This is a genomic window from Pseudomonas sp. B21-017 (assembly GCF_024749245.1).
Classification (GTDB): Bacteria; Pseudomonadota; Gammaproteobacteria; order Pseudomonadales; family Pseudomonadaceae; genus Aquipseudomonas.
In genome coordinates, this window is the sequence record NZ_CP087194.1 from 3,513,727 (window position 1) to 3,533,969 (window position 20,243).

The window sequence follows — 20,243 nt, forward strand, 5'->3', positions numbered from 1 at the left end:
GACAACTCACAAAGTTTTCACACTTGCTTGGCGATACTCCGGCCCTTTGTGGCTGCTTGCTTTGCGAGCGGCATCCGTTCGTCTGCGACAAGGAGAGTGCCGACGGCCGATCATCAGGCTGGAGTGTTGAATGGCTTTGCTTAAACGCAGAAAAACGTCTGCGAATGGTTTTGATTGGGCAGGATTACTCTGGTTATTTCTGTTCTTCTGGTATTTCTCCGGTATCACCCAACTACTGATTCAACTGACGGGCACCTCCGGTTTTAGCGGGTTCCGCCAGGCTTTTGTGATGAGCGCCATTTGGCTCGCGCCGATGCTGTTGTTCCCCAGACAAACCCGTGTGATGTCCGCGCTGATCGGTGTGGTGCTGTGGGCCTGTTCGATGGCCAGCCTGGGTTATTTCTTCATCTATCAGCAGGAATTTTCCCAGAGCGTCATCTTCATCATGTTCGAATCGAACGTGTCTGAAGCCGGCGAATACCTGACGCAGTATTTTGCCTGGTGGATGGTGCTGGCGTTCCTCGCCCACACTGCATTCGCGTACTTCCTTTGGACCCGCGTGCGTCCGGTGTACCTGCCACGCGTCCAGGCGCTGATTGCAGCGACGGCGATTGTGCTGGCCGTGATCGGTTACCCGCTGATCAAGCAGACCGCGCACACCGGCAGCCTGGCGGAAGGCTTCGAGAAATTCGAAACCCGCATCGAGCCCGCGGTGCCATGGCAGATGGCCGTGGCCTATCACCGTTACCTCGGTACCCTGGGCAGCATGCAAGGCATGCTCGACAGCGCCAGCAAGATCCCGCCGCTGAAGAACTTCACCGACTCGATGGCCAATCAGCCGGCGACCCTGGTGCTGGTGATCGGCGAGTCCACCAACCGTCAGCGCATGAGCCTGTACGGCTACCCGCGGGAAACCACCCCGGAACTGGATAAGCTCAAGGACCAACTGGCGGTTTTCAATAACGTCATTACCCCACGCCCCTACACCATCGAAGCGCTGCAGCAGGTGCTGACGTTCGCCGACGAAGAAAACCCGGACCTCTACCTGACGACGCCGTCATTGGTCAGCATGATGAAACAGGCGGGTTACAAAACCTTCTGGATCACCAACCAGCAGACCATGACCAAGCGCAACACCATGCTCACGACCTTCTCCGAACAGGCCGACGAGCAGGCGTACCTGAACAACAACCGCAACCAGAACGCCGCCCAGTACGATGGCGATGTGATCGAGCCGTTCAACAAGGCGCTGGCCGATGCGGCGCCACGCAAGCTGATCGTCGTGCATTTGCTCGGCACGCACATGAGCTACCAGTACCGTTACCCGCCGACGTTCAACAAGTTCACCGACCGCAAAGGCATGCCGGACGGCGTGCGTGATGATCAAGTGCCGACGTACAACAGCTATGACAACGCGGTGCTGTACAACGACTTCGTGGTCTCGAGCCTGATCAAGGACTACGCCAAGACCGATCCAAACGGCTTCCTGCTGTACCTCTCCGACCACGGCGAAGACGTGTTCGACTCCGCTGGCCACAACACCCTGGGCCGCAACGAGAACAAGCCGACCGCGCCGATGTACACCATTCCATTCGTGGCCTGGGCCTCGCCGAAATGGCGCGAAACCCATGACTGGAGTTTTGCCGCTGATCTGGGTCGGCCGTACAGCAGCTCCCAGCTGATTCACACCTGGGCGGATCTGGCCGGACTGAGTTTCGATGAACTGGACCGCAGCAAAAGCCTGGTCAGCGACAGCTTCAAGCCTCGGCCATTGATGATCGGCAACCCTTACGAGCGTGAGCTGCGGCCGTTGATCGACTTCAGCCTGATAAAACCCAAGGTCGCGCCTGTCACCCCGGCGGTCGTTCAGCAGTAGTTTTGAGGGGCCGACAAATGACTTAAGGGCGTCCTGATCGACGCCCTTTTTTATGGCTCGGAGGACTAAAGCGCTTTGGTCCAGAACAGCATCCGGCCGTGCGCCGGGTCGAACATGCCGGGTGAAAAACCGAATTTGCCATAAGACGCCTGGGCCACTGGATTGCCTTCCAGCACTTCCAGGGTGATCTTGCAGCAGCCGCGCTGACGTGCGATGTCCTCGACTTTGTGCAGCATTTTCTGGCTCAGTCCCAACCCGCGAAACTTCGACACCACGACCACATCGTGCACGTTGACCAACGGCCGACAGGCAAAGGTCGAAAAGCCTTCGAAGCAATTGACCAGCCCTGCCGGCTCGCCACCGACAAACGCCAATACACTGAAGGCATGGGGCCGCTTGGCCAGCTCCCCCGGCAGTTGTTGCAACACATGGGTGGGCAACGACTTACCGCCACCCATCGGGTCTTCGGCGTAATGGTTCAATACAAGACAAATCGCCTCGGCATGTGTCGGGTTGCTGTAACTGGCCTGAAGCACAAGAATTTCTGCGGATTCCATTTCCACCCTCGATCACACATGAAGTTGCCCCAGTTCGCTTCTTGCGCACTGAAAGGTCCTGCGACCTTATCGCGAGCGCCGGGGTGCCGACAACTGGATCCTGTTGTGATCGCGCGCGCTCAAGCCCCCCAGATCAGCGCCTCGGTCCATCCCAGCTCGGCAAAGTCCTCGGCCCTCAACCCCGCCTCACCGGCACAGAAAAACTCGTCCAGTTGCGGCGGCTTGACCGACGTGCCGCTGAGCATCGCGTGAACCTGCCTGCGATGGTGGATCTGGTGCTCGAACAGATGGGACAGCAGGCGTAATCGGCTGTCGTGTTGCGCGGTATCGCGCGCAATGGTCACGATTCGCCCGAGCTCTGCGTCACGCAATTGCTCGCAGTAGGCGATCAGTCGACGGTCGACCAGCGCTTGCTCGCGCTTGAGATCGGCGCCGTCGGTGAATGGCTCATCCTGGTTGAAAAACACATGGCAATCAGGATGCGGCTCGTCACCGCGCAACTCCCGCTCCAGGGCGTCCGCATAGAACCAGTCGCACGTCAGAATGTGGTTGAGGGTTGCGCGCAGGCTGGGGAAGAAACTGACGCGCGGCGCCGCCAGCTCAGCCGGGCTCAGTTGCATCCAGGCCTTGGCCAGTCGGTGATTGGCCCAGGCGTTCTGATAGGCCATGGTCAGCAAATGGTGGGACAAGGGCTGATTCATGTTCACTGCTCCCGGACATCAAGCCTCGGCAAAACGTTTTAGCTGCATCTCCTGCAAACGGCTGAGGGTGCGGCGAAACGGGAATTCCAGATAGCCCTCGGTGTACAACGCCTCCATCGGTACCTGCGCTTCGAGGTACAGCGGCACCTTGCGGTCGTAGCATTCGTCCACCAGGGCAATGAACCGCCGCACGCCGTCGTCATGCACCGACAACTGTGGCAACTCGCGATCCCCCGCCGCCACCCGCTCGACACCGTCTTCAGTGCCGCGGGCGATGCGCCCTTCGCGTTTTTGCGCGCTGAGATTGGGCACGTCACTCAACAGAATAGCGCTGAAGGTGTCGCACAGGGCCATGAAGTCCATGGCGGCAAAAGGCTGCTCGCAGACCTCGGCGTAACGGCACCAGAGCACGGTTCGACTGGCCTGCATGACATTGACCGAACGGTAGCCGATCTGCACCGGAGCGCTGGACAGCGACTGGCCGACAGTCAAGGCCTTGAACACTTCGCCGAGGGCTGCGGGCCGACCCGGAACGTTCACCCAGTAACGCTGCAGGCCGGCGCCAGGGTGCAGACGATGATCTTCCCCACCGTCCACCGCAATGACCTGCATGTGCTGCTTGATCGCAGTAATCGCCGGCACGAAGCGGTCGCGGTTGAAGCCATCGGCGTACAGCTGATCCGGCGGTTGGTTGGAGGTACAGACCACCACCACGCCTTGCTCGAACATCACCTGAAACAAACGCCCGAGAATGATCGCGTCACCGATGTCGTTGACGAACAGTTCATCGAAACACAGCACCCGCACTTCCTGGCTCAGCTCGCGGGCCAGGGCCTTCAGCGGGTCGGCGGTACCGGTCAACTGGAAGGAGCGCTGATGCACCCAACCCATAAAGTGGTGAAAGTGCTGCCGCCGGGCCGGGACGCGCAGGTTTTGATAGAACTGATCCATCAACCAGGTCTTGCCCCGCCCGACCGGGCCCCAGAGGTACACGCCGGTGATGGGCGCGCGGCCTTCCTGCAAGGCTTCGTGGCATTTTTGCAGCGCCCACACGGCATGTTCCTGGGCTTCGTCCTGGACGAAGCCCTTCTGTTCGATGGCGTGTTGCCAGGCGCTTAAGGGAGAGTCGACATTCATGCGCGGCAGTATACGTCTCTATAGCGGCTCGCCAAGCCCGGGCCGTAGCAGCTGCGTCGCGGTGCTCGACAGCTGCTACATAGGCCGGTGGTTACAGCGAGATGTCCAGCCGGGCGATCTTGCCCTGTTCATTGAGGCGGAACATATAGCGCAGTTCCAGCGGGCTGCCGGGAAAAGTGCCGGAGATCAGGTTGTGCACCAGCACTTTGCCAGTGCGCTGTTGAACGTCAAGCACCTCGACCCGCGGCTGATAACGTTGCGCAGTGTCTTGCATCCATTGGGCGATGGCTTGCGTGCCGACCTGATGCTGCCCCTCATCGAACACGTTGGCATCCTCAGCGAAAAAACTGGCGACCCTCGAGGTGTCGCGAGCATTGGCGGCAGCAATGTAGGCGGCAATGGCGGGGGCCAGTGAAGAGGCTGGATTGGACATGTTTACGGCTCCTTGTGAGTTGTTTCTGGAGCCATGCTAAAACAAGCCAGTGTCAGTTCTTGTCAGGAGTGAAACGCCCTGCTTCGTCCAGTTGCATCTGCTTGCGCCAGGTGCGCAACAGGTCGCTGCGCCGCCCCGGATAGCGCTCACCCTGTTCACTGGCGGCCGAGATCCGGTCGGTGCGGAACGTGCGATAGGCACTGCGCAACTCACACCAGGCGACGATGATCCGCACCTCATTGAGAAACCCCAGGGCCAATGGCCAGATCAACCGTTGGCTGGGCACCTGGTTGGCGTCTGCGTAATCGATATGCAACTTGGCCTGATCGCGGATGGCCTGACGAAACACATTCAACGGCACGGCGTTTTGCGGATAGCCACAACCCGGCGGCCCCGGCAACACCGTCGGGTTGCGCAAGGCGTCCTGGGCCGTCGGGTCGAGCACCGCGGCGATTTTTGCCAGGGCATCGGCCGCCGCTTTGCTCAACACCTCATCACCCCGCTGATCCACGTAGCGCAAACCGAGCACGATGGCTTCGGTCTCATCGGCATTGAGCATCAAGGGCGGCAGAAACAGACCGCTGCGCAACACATAGCCGATCCCCGCCTCGCCAAAAATCGGCGCGCCGAGCGCGGTGAGTTCAGCGATGTCGCGGTACAGCGTGCGTTCGGAAATCTCCAGCTCGCTGGCCAATGTCGCGGCAGTCACCGGACGACTTTTGCCGCGTAGCACTTGTAACAAGGTCAGTAAACGAGTGGTTCGCGACACGGCCAGCAGGCTCCTTTCTGGAAGTCGCCGGAGCTTAGCAGAGGCTGCTGTCAGAAAGTGGCAGTAGCGAAACGCCAGACACAAGCCCGCTCCCACATTTTGGCTTGTTACCGATCGACCTTATGCCTGGCCGCATACAAACACAGCATTTCCATGGCCAGGGTCGCCGCAGCCAGTGAGGTAATGTCGGCGTGGTCGTAGGCCGGCGCCACTTCCACCACGTCCATCCCCACCAGGTTGATCCCGCGCAAGCCGCCGAGAATCTCCAGCGCCTGCACCGTGCTCAAGCCGCCGCACACCGGCGTCCCGGTGCCGGGCGCGAAGGCTGGGTCGAGGCAGTCGATGTCGAAGGTCAAATACACCGGGTGATCACCGACCCGCGCACGAATCGCCTCGACAATCGCCTCGCAACCTTGCCGATGAACCTGCCGCGCATCCAGCACCTGAAAGCCCTGATGATCGTCATTGGTGGTGCGCAAACCGATTTGCACTGAGCGCGACGGATCCACCAGCCCTTCCCTGGCCGCATGCCAGAACATCGTGCCGTGATCGACGCGCTTGCCCTCTTCATCCGGCCAGGTGTCGCTATGGGCATCGAAGTGAATCAATGACAACGGGCCGTGCTGGCGGGCATGGGCCTTGAGCAGCGGATAACTGATGAAGTGATCGCCGCCGAAGGTCAGCATCGCGCAACCGTTATCCAGGATGTGCCCGGCGTGGGCTTCAATGCTTTCCGGCACCGAATGCGGCGCGCCGTAATCGAAGGCGCAATCGCCGTAGTCGATCACCGCCAAGTGATCGAACGGGTCGAACGTCCACGGCCAATGGCGTTCCCAGGCGATCCCGGTGGACGCCGCCCGAATGCCGCGTGGTCCGAAACGCGCCCCGGAACGGTTGCTGGTGGCGGTGTCGAACGGCACGCCGCTGACCACCACGTCGACGCCACGCAAGTCGCGGCTGTAGCGCCGGCGCATGAAACTGGTGATACCGGCGTAGGTACTTTCGGCGGCAGTCCCGTAAAGACTGTCGCGGGTCATGGCCTGATCGTTCTGTGCAGGGACGTCCATGGGTGTGTTCCTTATTGTTGGCTTATTGGTGGCTACGGAAAGTGGTCCACAGGCGGGTGCGCTGACGCATGTCTTTGAGGCTCATGCTGCGGTCGGCATACAGCCGCTCACGCACCACGGCCTGCGGGTAGATGTCGGGATTGCTGCGCACCGCCTCATCCACCAGTGGCGTCGCCGCCTCATTGGCCGTGGCGAAGAACAGCGTATTGGTCAGTGCCGCGACGGATTCGGGGCGCAACATGAACTCGACGAAGGCTCGGGCGGCTTCGGGGTGCGGCGCGTCCTTGGGAATTGCCAGGTTGTCCTGCCACACCAGTGTGCCTTCACGTGGAATGCGGTAAGCCACCTCGAACGGTTTATTGGCCTTGCGCGCCTGATCGGCGGCCATGCTCGCGTCGCCGTTGTAGGTCAGTGCCAGGCAAACGCTGCCATTGGCCAGATCGTTGATCTGCCGCCCGGTGGCGACGTAGAGCACCGACGGCTGTAGCTGACGCAACAGGGCGTCGGCGGCTGTCAGATCAGCCTTGTCGGTGCTGTAGGGATCTTTACCCAAATAATGCAGCGCCAAGCCAATCACCTCTTGCGGCGAATCGAGAATCGCGATGCCGCAGTCTTTCAGTTTGCTGGCGTATTCGGGCTTGAACAGCAGGTCCAGGCTGTTGAGCGGTACGTTGGGCAAGCGTTGTTTTACCGCTTCAACATTCATCCCAAGCCCGAGCGTGCCCCAGGTGTAAGGCACGCCATAGCGATTACCAGGATCGACCGCCGCCAGTTTTCCCAGCATGTCCGGGTCGAGGTTGGCGTACCCCTTGAGGCCATCGTGAGGAATTTCCTTCAGCGCTCCCGCCGCCAGGCCGCGCGCCAGGACGCTGGACGACGGCACCACCACGTCGTAACCGCTGCCGCCGGTGAGCAGTTTGGTTTCCAGCACTTCCGGCGTATCGAACGTGTCGTAGCGCACGTGGATGCCGGTTTCCTTTTCGAAGCGCTGCAAGGTCTCGGGCGCCACGTAATCGGCCCAACTGTAGAGATTGAGGACTTTTTCCTCAGCCTGGGCCGGCACGGCCATGGCGAGGAACAGCGCGGGTAAACACAGCTTGAAGAGCGGAGCCATGACGAACACCTGACTGGAGGAAGTGGTTGCAGGATGCGTCGTCGGTTACATTGAAAAAATACCAAGTTAGTTATCCTGACTTTATTGCGGAGTAATGTTTGATGCTCGGCCAACTGCATGATCTGGACCTGCACCTGCTGCGCCTGTTTGTCAGCGTGGTGGAATACGGAGGCTTCAGCGCGGCCCAGGGTGACCTGGGGCTGAGCCAGTCGAGCATCAGCCAGCAGATGGCCAAGCTCGAAACCCGGCTCGGTTATCGCCTGTGCAGTCGCGGCAAGGGCGGGTTCAAGATCACGCCCAAGGGTGAACAGTTGCTCGTTGCCACCCGTGCCTTGTTCCAATCCATTGAAGCGTTCCGCCATCAATCCAACGGCGTGGCCGGACGTTTGATCGGCGAAGTGCGCCTGGGTTTGTCCGAAGCGCTTGATCAGTCCGTGCTGGAACGGGTGGCCGAGGCGATCCGACGCTTTCGCGAACGTGACGAATCGGTGCGCATCGAGTTGATCAGCGCGATGCCCGGCGAAATGGAGCGGTTGTTGCTGCAACAACGGCTGGACCTGGCGATCGGCTATTTCTCACAGGCGCAGCGTGCTTTTGACTACCGTGAACTGTTCACCGAAACCCAGCACCTGTACTGCGCCTCCGGGCATCCGCTGTTCACCGATGACGCACCTGACGATCAAGCGCTCCAGGCCTGCGACCGGGTCGATCACCCCTATCGTTTCCTGCGCAGCGATGAGCCGTTTCAGGGGAAGCTCTGTTCAGCGCGATCCGAGCAGGTCGAAGGCACCCTCGCCTTCATTCTGTCCGGCAAGCACGTGGGGTATTTGCCCGATCACTTCGCCCAAAGCTGGGAAGACAAAGGATTGCTCCGTGCCGTGCGCCAGGGTGATATGAGTTTCGAGGTGGCGTTCCACCTGGCGCGCCATCGCGCACAGGTGCCGGGGGATGCGCAAAAGGCCTTTGAAGAGGATCTGCTTGCGGCGTTTGCTTGAAGCTCTGCCGTTGAATGATCACCCCTGTGGCGAGGGGGCTTGTAGTCTTGCGCGAGCTGCCGAAGGCGCTGCACAACATCTTCGAATCGCCGATCACTGTCGGTGCGTTGTGCGCTATCGTGCTGAATATCTTCCTGCCCGAAGAGTTCATCGAGCTGGAAGAAGACGAGTTCGACCCGGAAGCCTCGGTGCTTCAGGTGATGCAGAACCCGGATGTTGCGGCCAAGGGTGAACCCGCGTCACCTGTGGCTGTCGCACAGTTGAACCGTCCGTAATGCTCGAAGGCCGAGCTTTGAGCGGTTCGGCCTTTTTCTTTACGAGAATATGTTCATGCGCAGATTGCTAGCCCTGTCCCTATCCCTTCTATTGCTCTCACTGAGCGCCTGCGCCCTGTTCCCCAGTCGCGACCCGCTGCACATCAATGTGGTCGGTATCGAGCCGCTGCAAAGCCAGGAGCTGGAAGTGCGCTTCGCAGTAAAACTGCGCGTGCAAAACCCCAATGAAACCGCGATCGCCTATAACGGCGTGGCGCTGGACCTGGAGGTTAATGGCCAGCCGCTAGCTTCCGGCGTCAGCGATCAGTCGGGCTCGATCCCGCGGTTCTCCGAAGCAGTGATCGTGGTGCCGGTGAGCGTTTCGGCCTTCTCGGTGCTGCGTCAGACCCTCGGACTGAGTCAGACGCAGACACTGGACAATCTGCCTTACGTACTGCACGGCAAACTGGCCGGAGGGGCGTTCGGCACCATGCGTTTTGTCGATAGCGGCAAGCTCAGCCTGCCGGGCTCGATCTCTGGCACCTGGTAACGCGCTAGTAACGTAATTCTGTTCACTTACGCCGTAATGCGATCTGTAGCAGCTGTCGAGCCTGCGAGGCTGCGTTCGGCTGCGAAGCAGTCGTGAGTCCGGCTGCCGTGGTGTATCTGATGCACCGCATTGTCTTATTTGACGACTGCTTCGCAGCCGAACGCAGCCTCGCGAGCTCGGCAGCTGCTACAAGGAATGCGTCGCGGCTGAAATCGCTTAAGTGAACCGCAGAACGCTATGTAACGGGGTCGATCACCTGCGTCACACTATGCTTCAGACCTTCTACGTGCCAGTTGGCCCACAGTCGGGTCTTGCCGTTGCCGCCTTCATCCGGCTCTATCGCCAGCCAGTTTCGTGCGGCGATCAGGTAACGCCCCCTCGCGCCAACAGGCAACATGGTTCCGGTGATGCCGTAGTCGATCTGTTCCTGGTTCGCACCGATGGACTCCAGAAAGTGCACCGCCAACACTGGCGGCGCAGGATGCACGACGCCGGTGGAAATCAATTGGTAGATTTTCCCCGCGCCATCGCTGCCATGCCGGGGCAACTTCGATTCGATCACACAGGCCCCGACCACATGAACGTCGCCAGACACCAGCGTGACCTTGCATGATTGGGCTTTGGCGAAATCCAGCAGCCGCATGATCAACCGCTTGCGTTCACTGCGGTGCGGCAGGCTTCGCCAGTGGTCGCGTAAATCGTCCTCGAGCTCCTGTTGCCCCACCATCACGTCCAGCGCCTTTTCGGCCGCCTGTAAATCAAGGTAACCCACCGGAATACTCGACATCAGCAACAGGTGCTTGTGCGCAGGGACCTTGTCCAGCCAGGCATAAATCGCATCCCAACTGACCGGGGAAATAACCCGGGTTTGTTGGGCCTGCGGGGTGGTCAAGTCCGGCGCGCGTTCGCTGCGTAGATCGGGAACCAGCAAGGCCAACTCGCCCAGGCCGGTGAACCCCAGGTGAAAGCCATCAGCAGTGCCGGGAATCGCGCAGGGATGGGTATCAGCGGACGGCTTGAGGTGAGGATGCGTCTGGATCAGTTGCTGCTGGAAAATCCTGAAATAGCGTTTGGCTGTGGCAAACAGCCCCTGGAACACCGGGCTTGAATGCAATATCTCATCGTAGGAACCCCAGCCATCGATGATGTCATGGTCATCCCACATCATCACCGTCGGAATGGCGCCGAACACCTTGGCCATCTCGGGCTGTTTCCAGCATTCCAAGTAGAGCCTGGTGAAAAACTTGTCCAGATCGGCTTCGATCACCTTGCTGTAAGCGGCCTTTTGACGGTCGGCGAAGGGTTTGGCGAACCATGCTTTCATCGACGGCACACTGCTGCGCATGTCGTCGCTGTAAACCTGATCGCCGCCCATCAACAGCAGATGATAGGGCTCGCCCTGGTGAGCACCCCACATGTGCTCCCAACGCTCGTTGTTGCGGTCGACCTTCTCCATCTCCTTGGGGTCGGAGAAACCGTTGCACGACACATACGCAATGCGCGGCGACTGGCCCTTGGCCGGAACGACGAAGTTGGCCTGCGCACCGTCTACGGAAACCGTGTAACTAGTGGCAACGGCCTGATCCTGCGCCGCCTTGAAATCGATGCGCCAGACGCGGGAATTAGGGTTGAGCAGCGGGATATCGGCGATGGCCAAGGGTGTGTCGGCAGTCACATCCTTGGGCACTTTTACCGTGGGAGGTGGCTCGCCCAAGGGTGAAACCACCAGGGCAGACACGTTGTAGACATTATTATTGATGCCACGAAACTGCAGAATCGGGCCTAGTAACAAACTCATGGCGAGTCCATCCGTTGACGGGGGTGTGAACGCCTGGAGACTAGACGACAATCACACCCCCCGACGGATTATGTGTTGAACCGCACGCCCGGTTTGGCTCGCTCATCCACCGTCAACTCAAACACGTCCGGGCGCGCATAGTGCCCGACCACGTCGTAGTCGTACCGGGCGCGGATCAGGTCATCGGTGTCGATTTCGGCGGTCAGCAATCCCGCCTCGCCACGCAGCGGCCCGGCGAGAATGTCGCCCATCGGCCCGACAATCACGCTGCCGCCGGCAATCAGCGGGCGCTCCGCCGGCCAGTTGGCGATGTCCACGCCCAAGGCTTGTGGCGAGTCCTGAACCTGACAGGCACTGACCACAAAGCAGCGTCCTTCATGGGCGATGTGACGCATGCTGACCTGCCACATCTCGCGCTCGTCCACAGTCGGCGCGCACCAGACCTCCACGCCCTTGGCGTACATCGCGGTGCGCAGCAACGGCATCATGTTTTCCCAGCACACCACCGCGCCGATCCGCCCGACCTGGCTGTCGATCACCGGCAAGGTCGAGCCATCGCCCTTGCCCCAGATCAGTCGCTCGGTGCCGGTGGGCATCAATTTGCGGTGCTTGGCAACCAGCCCTGCCTGCGGGTCGAAATACAGCGCGGTGCAGTACAAGGTGCTGCCGGCACGTTCGATCACACCGATCACCAGGTTGGCCCCGGTGCGGGCCGACAACCCGGCCAAGGCGTCGGTCTCGGTACCAGGCACGTCGATGGCATTGGCGAAATACCGGGCAAACGCTTCACGACCTTCCGGCAGTCGATAACCGAGTTGCGTGCCGAAGCTCTCGCCTTTGGGGTAGCCACCGAGCAACGCCTCAGGCATGACCACCAACGCCGCGCCGGATTCGATAATGGCGGTTTCCCAGGAGAGGATTTGATCGAGGGTGTCGGCCTTGCCGCCGGGCAAGGCTCCGATTTGCAGGGCAGCAACGATTGACTTGGGCATTACGGTGGCTCCGTCAGGAATGAGGTGTTGCTCATTCTCTGGCGCCACAGGATCATGAATAAAGCCCGACTCACTGCTGAATGATATGAACCAAATGAATATCGCCACCGTCGATCTCAACTTGCTCAAAGTCTTCGAAGCGCTGCATGAGGAGTCCAGCGCCAGCCGTGCCGCGCTGCGTCTTGGCGTGACGCAATCGGCGGTCAGCGCGGCGTTGCGCCGGTTGCGCGAGGTGTATGGTGATCAGTTGTTCGTGCGCACTGGCCGAGGCCTTGCGCCGACGCTCAAGGCCAACCAGCTCAAACCGGTAATCAGCGATGCGCTGAACAAGTGCCGCCAGAGCCTGGCGATGGTTGACCCGGCGGCCCATCAATACGACGGACGCTCGGTAACCGTGGGTTTGTCGGATGATTTCGAAATCGCCTACGGGCGACGATTGATCGAGGAAATCGCTCACCGTGCGCCGAAACTGCGGCTGATCTTTCGCCAGACCCATAGCCAGATCGTCGCCCGGGCCTTGATGGAACGCAGCATCGATCTGGCGATCACCGCAGGCGGGTTTGCCGAGCGGCTGCTCAGCCGCCAAGTGCTGGGTGAAGGGGGTTATCTGTGCCTGGTGGATCCCCTCAGCCTGGCCGAAGGACAACAGAGTCTCAGCCTTGATGAGTTCGTCGCCCGCGAGCACATTCTGGTGTCCTCGGGCGGTTTTATCGGGATTACCGATGAAGGTCTGGCGGCGCTGGGATTGAGTCGGCGGGTATGCGCGTCGACCACTCACTTTGCCGCGTTGCCGTATCTGCTCAAGGGCAGTCAGGCGGTGGCGACCATTCCGGCCCATGCGGCGCAAAGTATCGCCGCCCTCAGTGGACTGGCGTTGCTGCCCTGCCCTCTGGCGCTGCCGCGTTACCCGATCGAACTGGGCTGGCGCACCAGCACACAGCTCGATCCGGTGGTGTTGAAAGTGCGTGAAGCGATTGCCGCGATTTTTTCCGGGGCGTTTATTTAGCGGCCATCAAGCGATTGACTTCACTGCGCACCATGTTCGCGAATTCCGGCGGCGACATGCCGTCGAGTTCGGCGCGTACCCACTCGGCCCATTTGCCTTTGCGCTTGGCGCGCTCACCGAACAACCGTGCGGCTTCGCCCTTGGCTTTGCCCAGGTTGTTTTGCCAGAGTTCGAACAGACGGGATTTTTCATCTTCAAGCGCCGCGCGCTCGGCGAGGGGTTTGTCGGCCAGATTGAAGCTCATGGGGAATTACCTGCTGCGTAAAATAGGCGACATCTTACACTGTAGGAAGAAATGTCCTGCGCTGGATTTTTCGTCAGGAGTGAGTCACCGCGCAAAATGGCTGCAACTTTTGCCACGGCGGCAGACTCCATTGCTCACTGTCCATTCACTGTAAGGAGTACACCAAATGGCTCGCAAAACCGTCGATCAAGTCGCCGATGATCAAATCAAGGATCAGGTCTTCAGCGAACTTCAGGCCCTGATCGAAGAGTCGGAAAAACTGCTGAAAAGCAGTGCCTCACTGGTCGGAGAAGAAGCGGACACCCTTCGCGGGCAAATCGCCCAGAAACTCCAGCAGGCCCGAAGCTCGTTATCCAGTGTTCGTGACCGGACCCAACCCGCGGTCGACGCCACCGAAACCTACATTGGCGGCCATCCATGGCAAACCGTGGCCATCTCTGCGGGTTTCGGCCTGGTGGTTGGTCTGTTGTTGGGTCGGCGTTGAACCATTGATCTGTGGGAACGGGCTCAGGACCCGGCCAGTTCCCGCAGATTCGCCAGCGTCTGTGGATCGAGCGCAATGCCTTCAACATTGGCTTTGGCGCGTTGCAGGTGACGCCGATCCCCCGGTAAACGCTTGAGCCCCACACCATGCATCTGCCGGACCAGTTCCTGACTGCGTTCGGCAAAATTCTGCCCCGCCGATTTGCTCGGATCGATCACGATCAGCAGTTGCCCGGTCCAGGGGGTTTTGGCCCCCGGATGGTTCGACCAGTCGAACTCGAAAGAAAAGTTGCCACCGGTCAACGCCGCCGCCAACAACTCCACCATCATCGACAGCGCCGAGCCCTTGTGCCCGCCAAACGGCAGCAACGCGCCACCTTCGAGAATGGCTTTCGGGTCCTGAGTCGGCTGACCGAGGCTGTCCACACCCATGCCCGCTGGCAAACGTTCGCCTTTACGCGCGGCGATCTGCACATCGCCATGGGCGATGGCGCTGGTCGCCAAGTCGAAGACTATCGGCGCACCGCCGGCCCTGGGCGCGGCGAAGGCAATCGGGTTGGTCCCGAACAGCGGACGATCGGCACCGTGCGGCACCACGCAGGTCATGCTGTTGACCACGCTCAGCGCTACCAATCCTTCATCGGCAAACGGCTCGACGTCCGGCCACAAGGCGGCGAAGTGATGGGAATTGCGGATCGCCAACACCGCAATGCCGGCGCTGCGGGCTTTTTCCACCAGCAAGGGCCGCGCCGCCGCGAGGGCCGGTTGGGCAAATCCATTGCCGGCGTCAACCCGGACAAAACCCGAGGCCACGTCCTCGACCACCGGCACGGCCTGGCCATTGACCCAGCCACTCTGCAACGTCGACACATAACCGGGAATACGGAAAACGCCGTGACTGTGAGCCCCGTCACGTTCGGCGCTGGCGCAGTTGAGGGCCAGGGTTCTGGCGACATCGGCCGAGGTGCCATGGCGCAGGAAAATCTGTTCGAGCAATTGAACGAGCGCGTCGAAGTCGAGGTTCTGTGTGTTCGAGTTGACGGCCATTTCAGGCGATGCGGTCATCTGAAGCTCCGGTTTTATTATTGGGTATGGGCAACAGGTCAAGCGAGGTTGCAGGACAACCGAAAAAAGTCGTCGATTAAGCGCTGTTTTACCGGCGTCCTGTCAAGCCTGCGACAAAGGATAAGCTCAAGCAATATGTACCGCACCCGGGCTTTCCATTGGCCCTACTGTTTTCCCTCGAGCCAACGACCTGCGATCGCCATCGATCGCAGCCCATCGAGGAAAAATCATGACTGCTCCAGCACTGCCGTATTTTTTCGACGAGGCAGAACGTGCATCCAATACCAAACACCCCGGTGATCGCGAGAAAGCGCTGCATCTCACTCTCGACGATTTGAAATGGTTGAGGGGTGGTGTCTATCTCGCCACCCACGAGATTCGCGCAGCCCAAAAGACTCCGATGCAGATAGATCGGTTGATGTTGAAGATGCCCGACGGGACTGACATTCCATTGGCCGGTGCGTTTTGCATGAGTCACCCCAAAGTCGAGGACGATGTCAAAAACGAACACAAGGCCAACGGCGAAGTCATCCTCTACACACCGTGGAAAGGTCTCGTCAAATACGCGGACATGACCGACCTCACCAAGAAACTCGAGGAACTGCTGAGCCAGGACGACGGCAAGCAGGCGCTGTTGCGCTATCTCTCCATCGAACAGCGGGCGACTGCATTGGCTGCCACGGGTTTGACAGTGACGCCGCAAAAAATCGAGGGGGCGGGGTTTCAGGACCAGGAGCAGATCCTCGACCGCAACCAGACGCAGAACATCCAGACGATGCTGGCAGAACTGGTGAAAATTCCGTCGCTGCAATCGATGCTGGACGAGCTGCTCAACATCGCCCTGGCCAAGCGTTTTCCCAAACTGGACCAGCGCCGTACGCAACTGGATAGTTTTATCGACAGCGCTTCTCCCACCTCCAATGGCACCAACCCGGAAAACCGGCGCAAGCTTTCTTCGCTGTCTTTGAGCGATGCCCTGCTGCACTTCTACCTGACCAATCAATGGCCGGATGGCGACATCAGGACCTTCTCCAACCCCGGCCACGGTGTGAGCAGCGACGCTGATAACCAGGCCTGGGAACTCGAGGTAAAAGAGATCGCGCAAAGCTTCACGCCCCATCTGCAGAGTCTGCTCGAAACCTTCTGGAATTCTCCCATGAGCAGCGGGCAGTCCCGTTCCGAATTTTTCGCCGAGGGCATGCGGGATGCCTACCATGTGGATCTTCTGCGAAAACGTCAGCAAGGTATTTTGAACACCACTGAATATCTGGAGTTGATGAGCGTCAGCGGCGCCGCGCCTGCGCCAGCCCTGCCGTTACGTGTCGAGACCGTACGTGTCAGCGCCCTCTACAAACATTACGTAGAGCTCGCATCCACCTTTATGTGCGGTAACTCAGACACCTTGGGCTACCTGTACACCCACTCCTCAGGCATCCAGGCCAGTACCGATCTTGCAGCGATAAAAGACACGATACTGACCATGCTCAAAAGTGAAGGTCACGAGGACAATCTGCTTAATTTCATGTCCCTCGAGGAACGCGGCACCTTCCTGTCGCTTGAGCCACAGGAGCGCCTGATCATTGCTGAACCGATTAGTGGCCAAGTGTTTGAGCGACTCATGGAAGATGTCCGGGCCAAGCAATGGCAGAACCTGACCTACGCCCTGAGCCGGTACCGGGAAAGCGAGGGCACGCTCAATGTGCATGCGTTGCTCGACAATGCGCTGGATGTACGGGGCCTGATCGACAATCGCCTGTTGACCGGCGATGCAAACGGCCGCTGGAGCACCCGGGCCGATCAGCGATGGAGTGCCCGACCGGCCACCGTGCGGGCAGAATCGGCAAAAGAACAACTGGAAAGTCTCTCCACCGTCAAGCAGGCACTTGAGCAACAGCTGGATAAACACCCGTCCATTTCGGTTAAAACGTTAGCGGCGGCACAAACCCTCACCCGTTCGTCCCTTGAGCAACTGCAACCCAAGTTTGTGCATACCCTGACCACCGCATTGCGTAGCGAGCACAAGCTGCTGGGTGTCATCCGCGCGCTTGGGACGACGGAGCTGGCGATGATCAAGACGGTGCTTGAGACGCCGGTCCGGCTGCAACGCGCAGCGCTGAACGGTTTTCTGCCGGACGTCTTTTCCCTTGCGCTGAAGGCCGGCGACTCCAGTGACTTGCTCGATCTCGCCAGTTGTTTTGTGCTCACCGAACGCGGCGGCCTGGACCCGACCCACTCCGGCAAGGCGATTTTATGGACCCCCGCCTCGGGATTCGAAGCCTTTTCCGCCCTCACACCGCTGCTGACAGCGTTCAATAAACGTTTGCAGAGCGAGGACGATCGCCCAGCGATTCTGGAGAATATCGAAAGAAGCCAGCGAACATCAGGGCGCACCTTTACCCTCGCGCCATTACAGCTGATTCATGAGAATTTTCTGGATCACGTACAAAAACCATTTGTTCGGCTGGATCAACTGTCCGTCGAACGCGCATTGGCCTCCCCCCTGACCGAACCGGTCCTGAAGAATCTACTGAGCCTGGTGGCATTGCATAAACCGATGACGGGGCTGCGTCGGGCAACAGACCTCGCGCGCTCTCTGACGACACAACAAAAGCTTCCGGCATGGTTGGCCAAAGCGTCCATACAGGATCAGAGACTGCATGCAGAACTGCTTCAGCAATACCGGAGCAATGCCCAAGACGATAAGGATTACCTGAGCGGCGTGCGCTCTCTTGAACGCACGGCACAGTTCGAGTTGAAAGAGTTACTCAAGGCCGATGAATTGACCATTGATCCGGACAACGTCCAGGTGCAGGTTGCCTCGCGCCTGATGTCCACGGCAAAGACGTTAACGCTGTCGGCTTTTGCATTGACTCACTTTGATGAACTGGACAGTGCCGACTTCAAGTTGAAGTCACTCACCTCAGCCGCCATCCCTCCCAAAATGGACAAGCCTTACATCAAGAGCCTGATACGAAAGCTGAATGTCGGTCAGTTCCACAAAAAATTTGTGGAGGCGGCGCTTGCCGAAACCAGCACCACTGCGAAATCCTGCAGGCAGCTGTTCGCCGCACAATTGCCCTGGCAACTGCTGCACTACGCGCATTCGCTAAAACTGCAGGAACGCCTGAGCGAAACCGGGTTCGACCTCGTTCGGCAGGTCATGGACATGCCCGATGCAATCGCCCGCGAGGCCGTCAGCGGTACGAATGCGATAATCCGTCCACTTGAGCTTCTCTTCGGTAAAGACCAGTCGATCAAAGTCCCGGGAATGTATTTGATCGGCCCCAAACAGAACACCCCGGGACCCGAGGTGCTTATCGCGCCCTATAGCCCTGAGCATGGCGTGAAGGAATATGAAAACGAAAAGCTGTTGCTGACCGAGCTCAAGTCACAAGGGCCATTACAAAGTTGGGTGCGCAACAGGCTGTCGGACACCGGCCGCACGCATTACGACACCCATGTGACGGGTACGAAAGCGTCCGGCAAGATCAGTCTGGCCTCCAACCCCATCAAGGGCCATCTGTTCAGGCACCTGTTCAACGAAAATATCAAACTCCTCGCGCGACTGTTGGGCACCCAGTCCAACAAAGACGCTCAGGGCGAGTGGGAAACCGTAAAACGTGTACTGGGTGACGATCTGGAACAGGCCTATACGTTCCTGATGGGCAAACTGGCCTACCCGATTGTCGTGTGGCGCAGCTATCGTGAGGTCAAGCAGTCTGCGGAGGAGCTTCAACAACACAAATGGGGCCCGGCGATAACATCCTTTATCAGCGGCATCACGCAACTGGCGATGTTGCGCCAGTCAATGGAAGGCCCGGCAGAGCCCTCTACAGCGGCCAGCGAGGCTTCCCCCTCCCCAGCCAGTGCCAGCCTTAAATGGCAGGACATCGCCACTACCGATCCCGCACGCACCGGTTTGCAAAACCACGAGCACGTTGATGTCAACCTTGGCTCAATGACCCGGGACACCGCCCTTGGGCTCTACACGCACCCGACCACACAGAAAAAATACGGTGCGGTTGAAGGAAAGGTCTATCAACTCGAAAAACGTGGCCTGCGCTGGCGCATCAGCGGTCCGGACGGAAGCGGCCCCCATGTTGCTCGAAACGCCTCAAAGCAGTGGGTGCGGGAACCGGACGAGCTGGTTCGTCAGTACAGCCTGATCAAGAGGTTGAAAACGTGGAACGCTGTCCGTGGCGGGATGAACGTCGAAGCCAACGGAATGGCTCAAATACGCCGGCTCTTCCCTGTGCGGGCGCGGCTGATCGACGAAGGCCTTGACTTCGCAACCACCTATGCGTGGAACGGTTTTCGTAACTTGCAACTGTTGAAAAATTCAGGCGACACAGAGACACCGGTTCATCAGCTCGTCAGGAGGTTTCTTGATGTGTCGGAGATATCGCCCGAGCATGTGACGATGATCCAGAAGGTCGTAGAGGACATCCTCGGTGCCTTGTTGGATCCGACCCTCAGGAACGAGCAGTCGGAACGCTTCGTCACCGGGAGAGCTCATCCCGGTGACCGGGACCATATGTTTGCCTTCACGATCCCTACCGATCAACAGAAAAAAATCTACCTGGCAGAGAAGTATTTTATGCCTTACATGGATCACTACCGTAATTACATGACCGATGCCGCGTTCCCAATCCGTGCCCACGCCCGCGCAACGACGTTGATCCACGAGCTGTCGCATGTGATTTGTGACACGGAGGATATTGCTTATATGGATGCAAGCAGACCGTTTGTCGACCTGATTGATACCACTACGCCCCGTGGCAACCATTTGAGCAAGGCGCTGACACAGCTTCAGAAGGAAGCACTTTCAATCCATACCCCCTTATCCGAACTGTTCGCCGTTTTGAATGACGATACAAATGTATGGGAAGATTTTGGTCAAACCTTCTACGAGGAAACCAACCGTACACGTGACCGGATTTTGAGTTTGACCGGAAAAAAAACCCTGGCCGAAGCACGCACGCATTTCAAAAAGGATGCGACGACAAGACTGGCTGTCCAGCTGGCCAATGCTGACTCTGTCGCTTGGCTTATCTCTCATTTGGGACGTCAACTTCACGTCGACACCCCCTGAAACGCGGTCACCAGGCACTGGCGCAATGTCAGTGCCCTGAAAATAACTTCGACTTTGATGGGGAAATGCCATGACGATTGTTCTCGCAGGCTTCCCCTCAAGGTTAGAAT

The 20,243-nt window shown here is 59.2% G+C and carries 17 protein-coding genes and 1 pseudogene; 7 read left to right on the forward strand and 11 right to left on the reverse strand.

The window, feature by feature from the left end; all coding sequences use genetic code 11:
* Positions 1-130 precede the first annotated feature (130 nt).
* Complete coding sequence (locus LOY28_RS15845; protein ID WP_258612101.1) at positions 131-1,876, forward strand: phosphoethanolamine transferase CptA; 1,746 nt, start codon at positions 131-133, stop codon at positions 1,874-1,876.
* 65 nt (positions 1,877-1,941) lie between these two features.
* Here the strand turns inward: LOY28_RS15845 and LOY28_RS15850 are convergent, their stop codons facing one another.
* The 7 genes from LOY28_RS15850 to LOY28_RS15880 form a co-directional block, all read right to left on the reverse strand.
* Positions 1,942-2,433 carry a GNAT family N-acetyltransferase gene (locus LOY28_RS15850; RefSeq protein WP_018926090.1) on the reverse strand — a complete coding sequence of 164 codons (492 nt, stop codon included), beginning with the start codon at positions 2,431-2,433 and terminating at the stop codon, positions 1,942-1,944.
* A 119-nt stretch (positions 2,434-2,552) separates the two neighbouring features.
* Positions 2,553-3,134, reverse strand: coding sequence for a DinB family protein (locus LOY28_RS15855; protein WP_258612102.1), 582 nt, complete (start codon positions 3,132-3,134; stop codon positions 2,553-2,555).
* Positions 3,135-3,152: 18 nt separating this feature from the next.
* Positions 3,153-4,271 (reverse strand): cell division protein ZapE, encoded by a 1,119-nt coding sequence (zapE, locus tag LOY28_RS15860; protein WP_258612103.1) that lies wholly within the window; start codon positions 4,269-4,271, stop codon positions 3,153-3,155.
* Positions 4,272-4,362: 91 nt separating this feature from the next.
* Positions 4,363-4,704, reverse strand: a complete 342-nt coding sequence (locus LOY28_RS15865; protein ID WP_008010768.1) for a nuclear transport factor 2 family protein — start codon at positions 4,702-4,704, stop codon at positions 4,363-4,365.
* A 52-nt stretch (positions 4,705-4,756) separates the two neighbouring features.
* Complete coding sequence (locus LOY28_RS15870; RefSeq protein WP_018926092.1) at positions 4,757-5,473, reverse strand: YafY family protein; 717 nt, start codon at positions 5,471-5,473, stop codon at positions 4,757-4,759.
* Between the two features lie 107 nt (positions 5,474-5,580).
* Positions 5,581-6,540 carry an agmatinase gene (speB, locus tag LOY28_RS15875; RefSeq protein WP_018926093.1) on the reverse strand — a complete coding sequence of 320 codons (960 nt, stop codon included), beginning with the start codon at positions 6,538-6,540 and terminating at the stop codon, positions 5,581-5,583.
* Positions 6,541-6,562: 22 nt separating this feature from the next.
* The gene (locus LOY28_RS15880) at positions 6,563-7,654 is read right to left on the reverse strand and encodes a polyamine ABC transporter substrate-binding protein (RefSeq protein WP_018926094.1); all 1,092 of its coding nucleotides are present in this window, start codon (positions 7,652-7,654) and stop codon (positions 6,563-6,565) included.
* A 101-nt stretch (positions 7,655-7,755) separates the two neighbouring features.
* On the opposite strand from LOY28_RS15880, the gene LOY28_RS15885 reads away from it, so the two are divergent.
* The 3 genes and pseudogenes from LOY28_RS15885 (at position 7,756) to LOY28_RS15895 (ending at position 9,453) form a co-directional block, all read left to right on the forward strand.
* Positions 7,756-8,649, forward strand: a complete 894-nt coding sequence (locus LOY28_RS15885) for a LysR family transcriptional regulator (RefSeq protein ID WP_018926095.1) — start codon at positions 7,756-7,758, stop codon at positions 8,647-8,649.
* Positions 8,650-8,693: 44 nt separating this feature from the next.
* Positions 8,694-8,924: pseudogene (locus tag LOY28_RS15890) on the forward strand (xanthine permease XanP); the annotation flags it as partial.
* Positions 8,925-8,979: 55 nt separating this feature from the next.
* Positions 8,980-9,453, forward strand: coding sequence for an LEA type 2 family protein (locus LOY28_RS15895; protein ID WP_064621286.1), 474 nt, complete (start codon positions 8,980-8,982; stop codon positions 9,451-9,453).
* A gap of 235 nt (positions 9,454-9,688) precedes the next feature.
* On the opposite strand, the gene LOY28_RS15900 is transcribed toward LOY28_RS15895, so the two are convergent.
* Positions 9,689-11,251, reverse strand: coding sequence for an alkaline phosphatase D family protein (locus LOY28_RS15900; protein WP_258612104.1), 1,563 nt, complete (start codon positions 11,249-11,251; stop codon positions 9,689-9,691).
* 68 nt (positions 11,252-11,319) lie between these two features.
* Positions 11,320-12,243 carry a carbon-nitrogen hydrolase family protein gene (locus LOY28_RS15905; protein WP_086946109.1) on the reverse strand — a complete coding sequence of 308 codons (924 nt, stop codon included), beginning with the start codon at positions 12,241-12,243 and terminating at the stop codon, positions 11,320-11,322.
* An 85-nt stretch (positions 12,244-12,328) separates the two neighbouring features.
* Between LOY28_RS15905 and LOY28_RS15910 the strand changes: the two genes are divergently transcribed.
* Positions 12,329-13,249: a LysR family transcriptional regulator gene (locus LOY28_RS15910; RefSeq protein WP_258612105.1), complete on the forward strand. Its 921-nt coding sequence runs from the start codon at positions 12,329-12,331 to the stop codon at positions 13,247-13,249.
* Here LOY28_RS15910 and LOY28_RS15915 read toward each other — a convergent pair.
* Positions 13,242-13,493 carry a hypothetical protein gene (locus tag LOY28_RS15915; RefSeq protein WP_007983592.1) on the reverse strand — a complete coding sequence of 84 codons (252 nt, stop codon included), beginning with the start codon at positions 13,491-13,493 and terminating at the stop codon, positions 13,242-13,244. The two genes, LOY28_RS15910 and LOY28_RS15915, sit on opposite strands and share 8 nt — an antisense overlap.
* A gap of 166 nt (positions 13,494-13,659) precedes the next feature.
* Here LOY28_RS15915 and LOY28_RS15920 point away from each other — a divergent pair, with 166 nt between their 5' ends.
* Entirely contained in the window at positions 13,660-13,977 is a 318-nt protein-coding gene (locus tag LOY28_RS15920) for a YqjD family protein (RefSeq protein WP_018926101.1), read from the forward strand.
* A 23-nt stretch (positions 13,978-14,000) separates the two neighbouring features.
* Here the strand turns inward: LOY28_RS15920 and LOY28_RS15925 are convergent, their stop codons facing one another.
* The gene (locus LOY28_RS15925) at positions 14,001-15,041 is read right to left on the reverse strand and encodes an Ldh family oxidoreductase (protein ID WP_018926102.1); all 1,041 of its coding nucleotides are present in this window, start codon (positions 15,039-15,041) and stop codon (positions 14,001-14,003) included.
* Positions 15,042-15,270: 229 nt separating this feature from the next.
* On the opposite strand from LOY28_RS15925, the gene LOY28_RS15930 reads away from it, so the two are divergent.
* Positions 15,271-20,133, forward strand: a complete 4,863-nt coding sequence (locus tag LOY28_RS15930) for a M35 family metallopeptidase (RefSeq protein WP_258612106.1) — start codon at positions 15,271-15,273, stop codon at positions 20,131-20,133.
* Positions 20,134-20,243: the final 110 nt, after the last annotated feature.

Coding starts and splice junctions, on each gene's coding strand:
- LOY28_RS15845 (WP_258612101.1), top strand. CDS start 131: ATGGCTTTGCTTAAACGCAGAAAAACGTCTGCGAATGGTTTTGATTGG.
- LOY28_RS15850 (WP_018926090.1), bottom strand. CDS start 2,433: ATGGAATCCGCAGAAATTCTTGTGCTTCAGGCCAGTTACAGCAACCCG.
- LOY28_RS15855 (WP_258612102.1), bottom strand. CDS start 3,134: ATGAATCAGCCCTTGTCCCACCATTTGCTGACCATGGCCTATCAGAAC.
- zapE (WP_258612103.1), bottom strand. CDS start 4,271: ATGAATGTCGACTCTCCCTTAAGCGCCTGGCAACACGCCATCGAACAG.
- LOY28_RS15865 (WP_008010768.1), bottom strand. CDS start 4,704: ATGTCCAATCCAGCCTCTTCACTGGCCCCCGCCATTGCCGCCTACATT.
- speB (WP_018926093.1), bottom strand. CDS start 6,540: ATGGACGTCCCTGCACAGAACGATCAGGCCATGACCCGCGACAGTCTT.
- LOY28_RS15880 (WP_018926094.1), bottom strand. CDS start 7,654: ATGGCTCCGCTCTTCAAGCTGTGTTTACCCGCGCTGTTCCTCGCCATG.
- LOY28_RS15885 (WP_018926095.1), top strand. CDS start 7,756: ATGCTCGGCCAACTGCATGATCTGGACCTGCACCTGCTGCGCCTGTTT.
- LOY28_RS15895 (WP_064621286.1), top strand. CDS start 8,980: ATGCGCAGATTGCTAGCCCTGTCCCTATCCCTTCTATTGCTCTCACTG.
- LOY28_RS15900 (WP_258612104.1), bottom strand. CDS start 11,251: ATGAGTTTGTTACTAGGCCCGATTCTGCAGTTTCGTGGCATCAATAAT.
- LOY28_RS15905 (WP_086946109.1), bottom strand. CDS start 12,243: ATGCCCAAGTCAATCGTTGCTGCCCTGCAAATCGGAGCCTTGCCCGGC.
- LOY28_RS15910 (WP_258612105.1), top strand. CDS start 12,329: ATGAACCAAATGAATATCGCCACCGTCGATCTCAACTTGCTCAAAGTC.
- LOY28_RS15915 (WP_007983592.1), bottom strand. CDS start 13,493: ATGAGCTTCAATCTGGCCGACAAACCCCTCGCCGAGCGCGCGGCGCTT.
- LOY28_RS15920 (WP_018926101.1), top strand. CDS start 13,660: ATGGCTCGCAAAACCGTCGATCAAGTCGCCGATGATCAAATCAAGGAT.
- LOY28_RS15925 (WP_018926102.1), bottom strand. CDS start 15,041: ATGACCGCATCGCCTGAAATGGCCGTCAACTCGAACACACAGAACCTC.
- LOY28_RS15930 (WP_258612106.1), top strand. CDS start 15,271: ATGACTGCTCCAGCACTGCCGTATTTTTTCGACGAGGCAGAACGTGCA.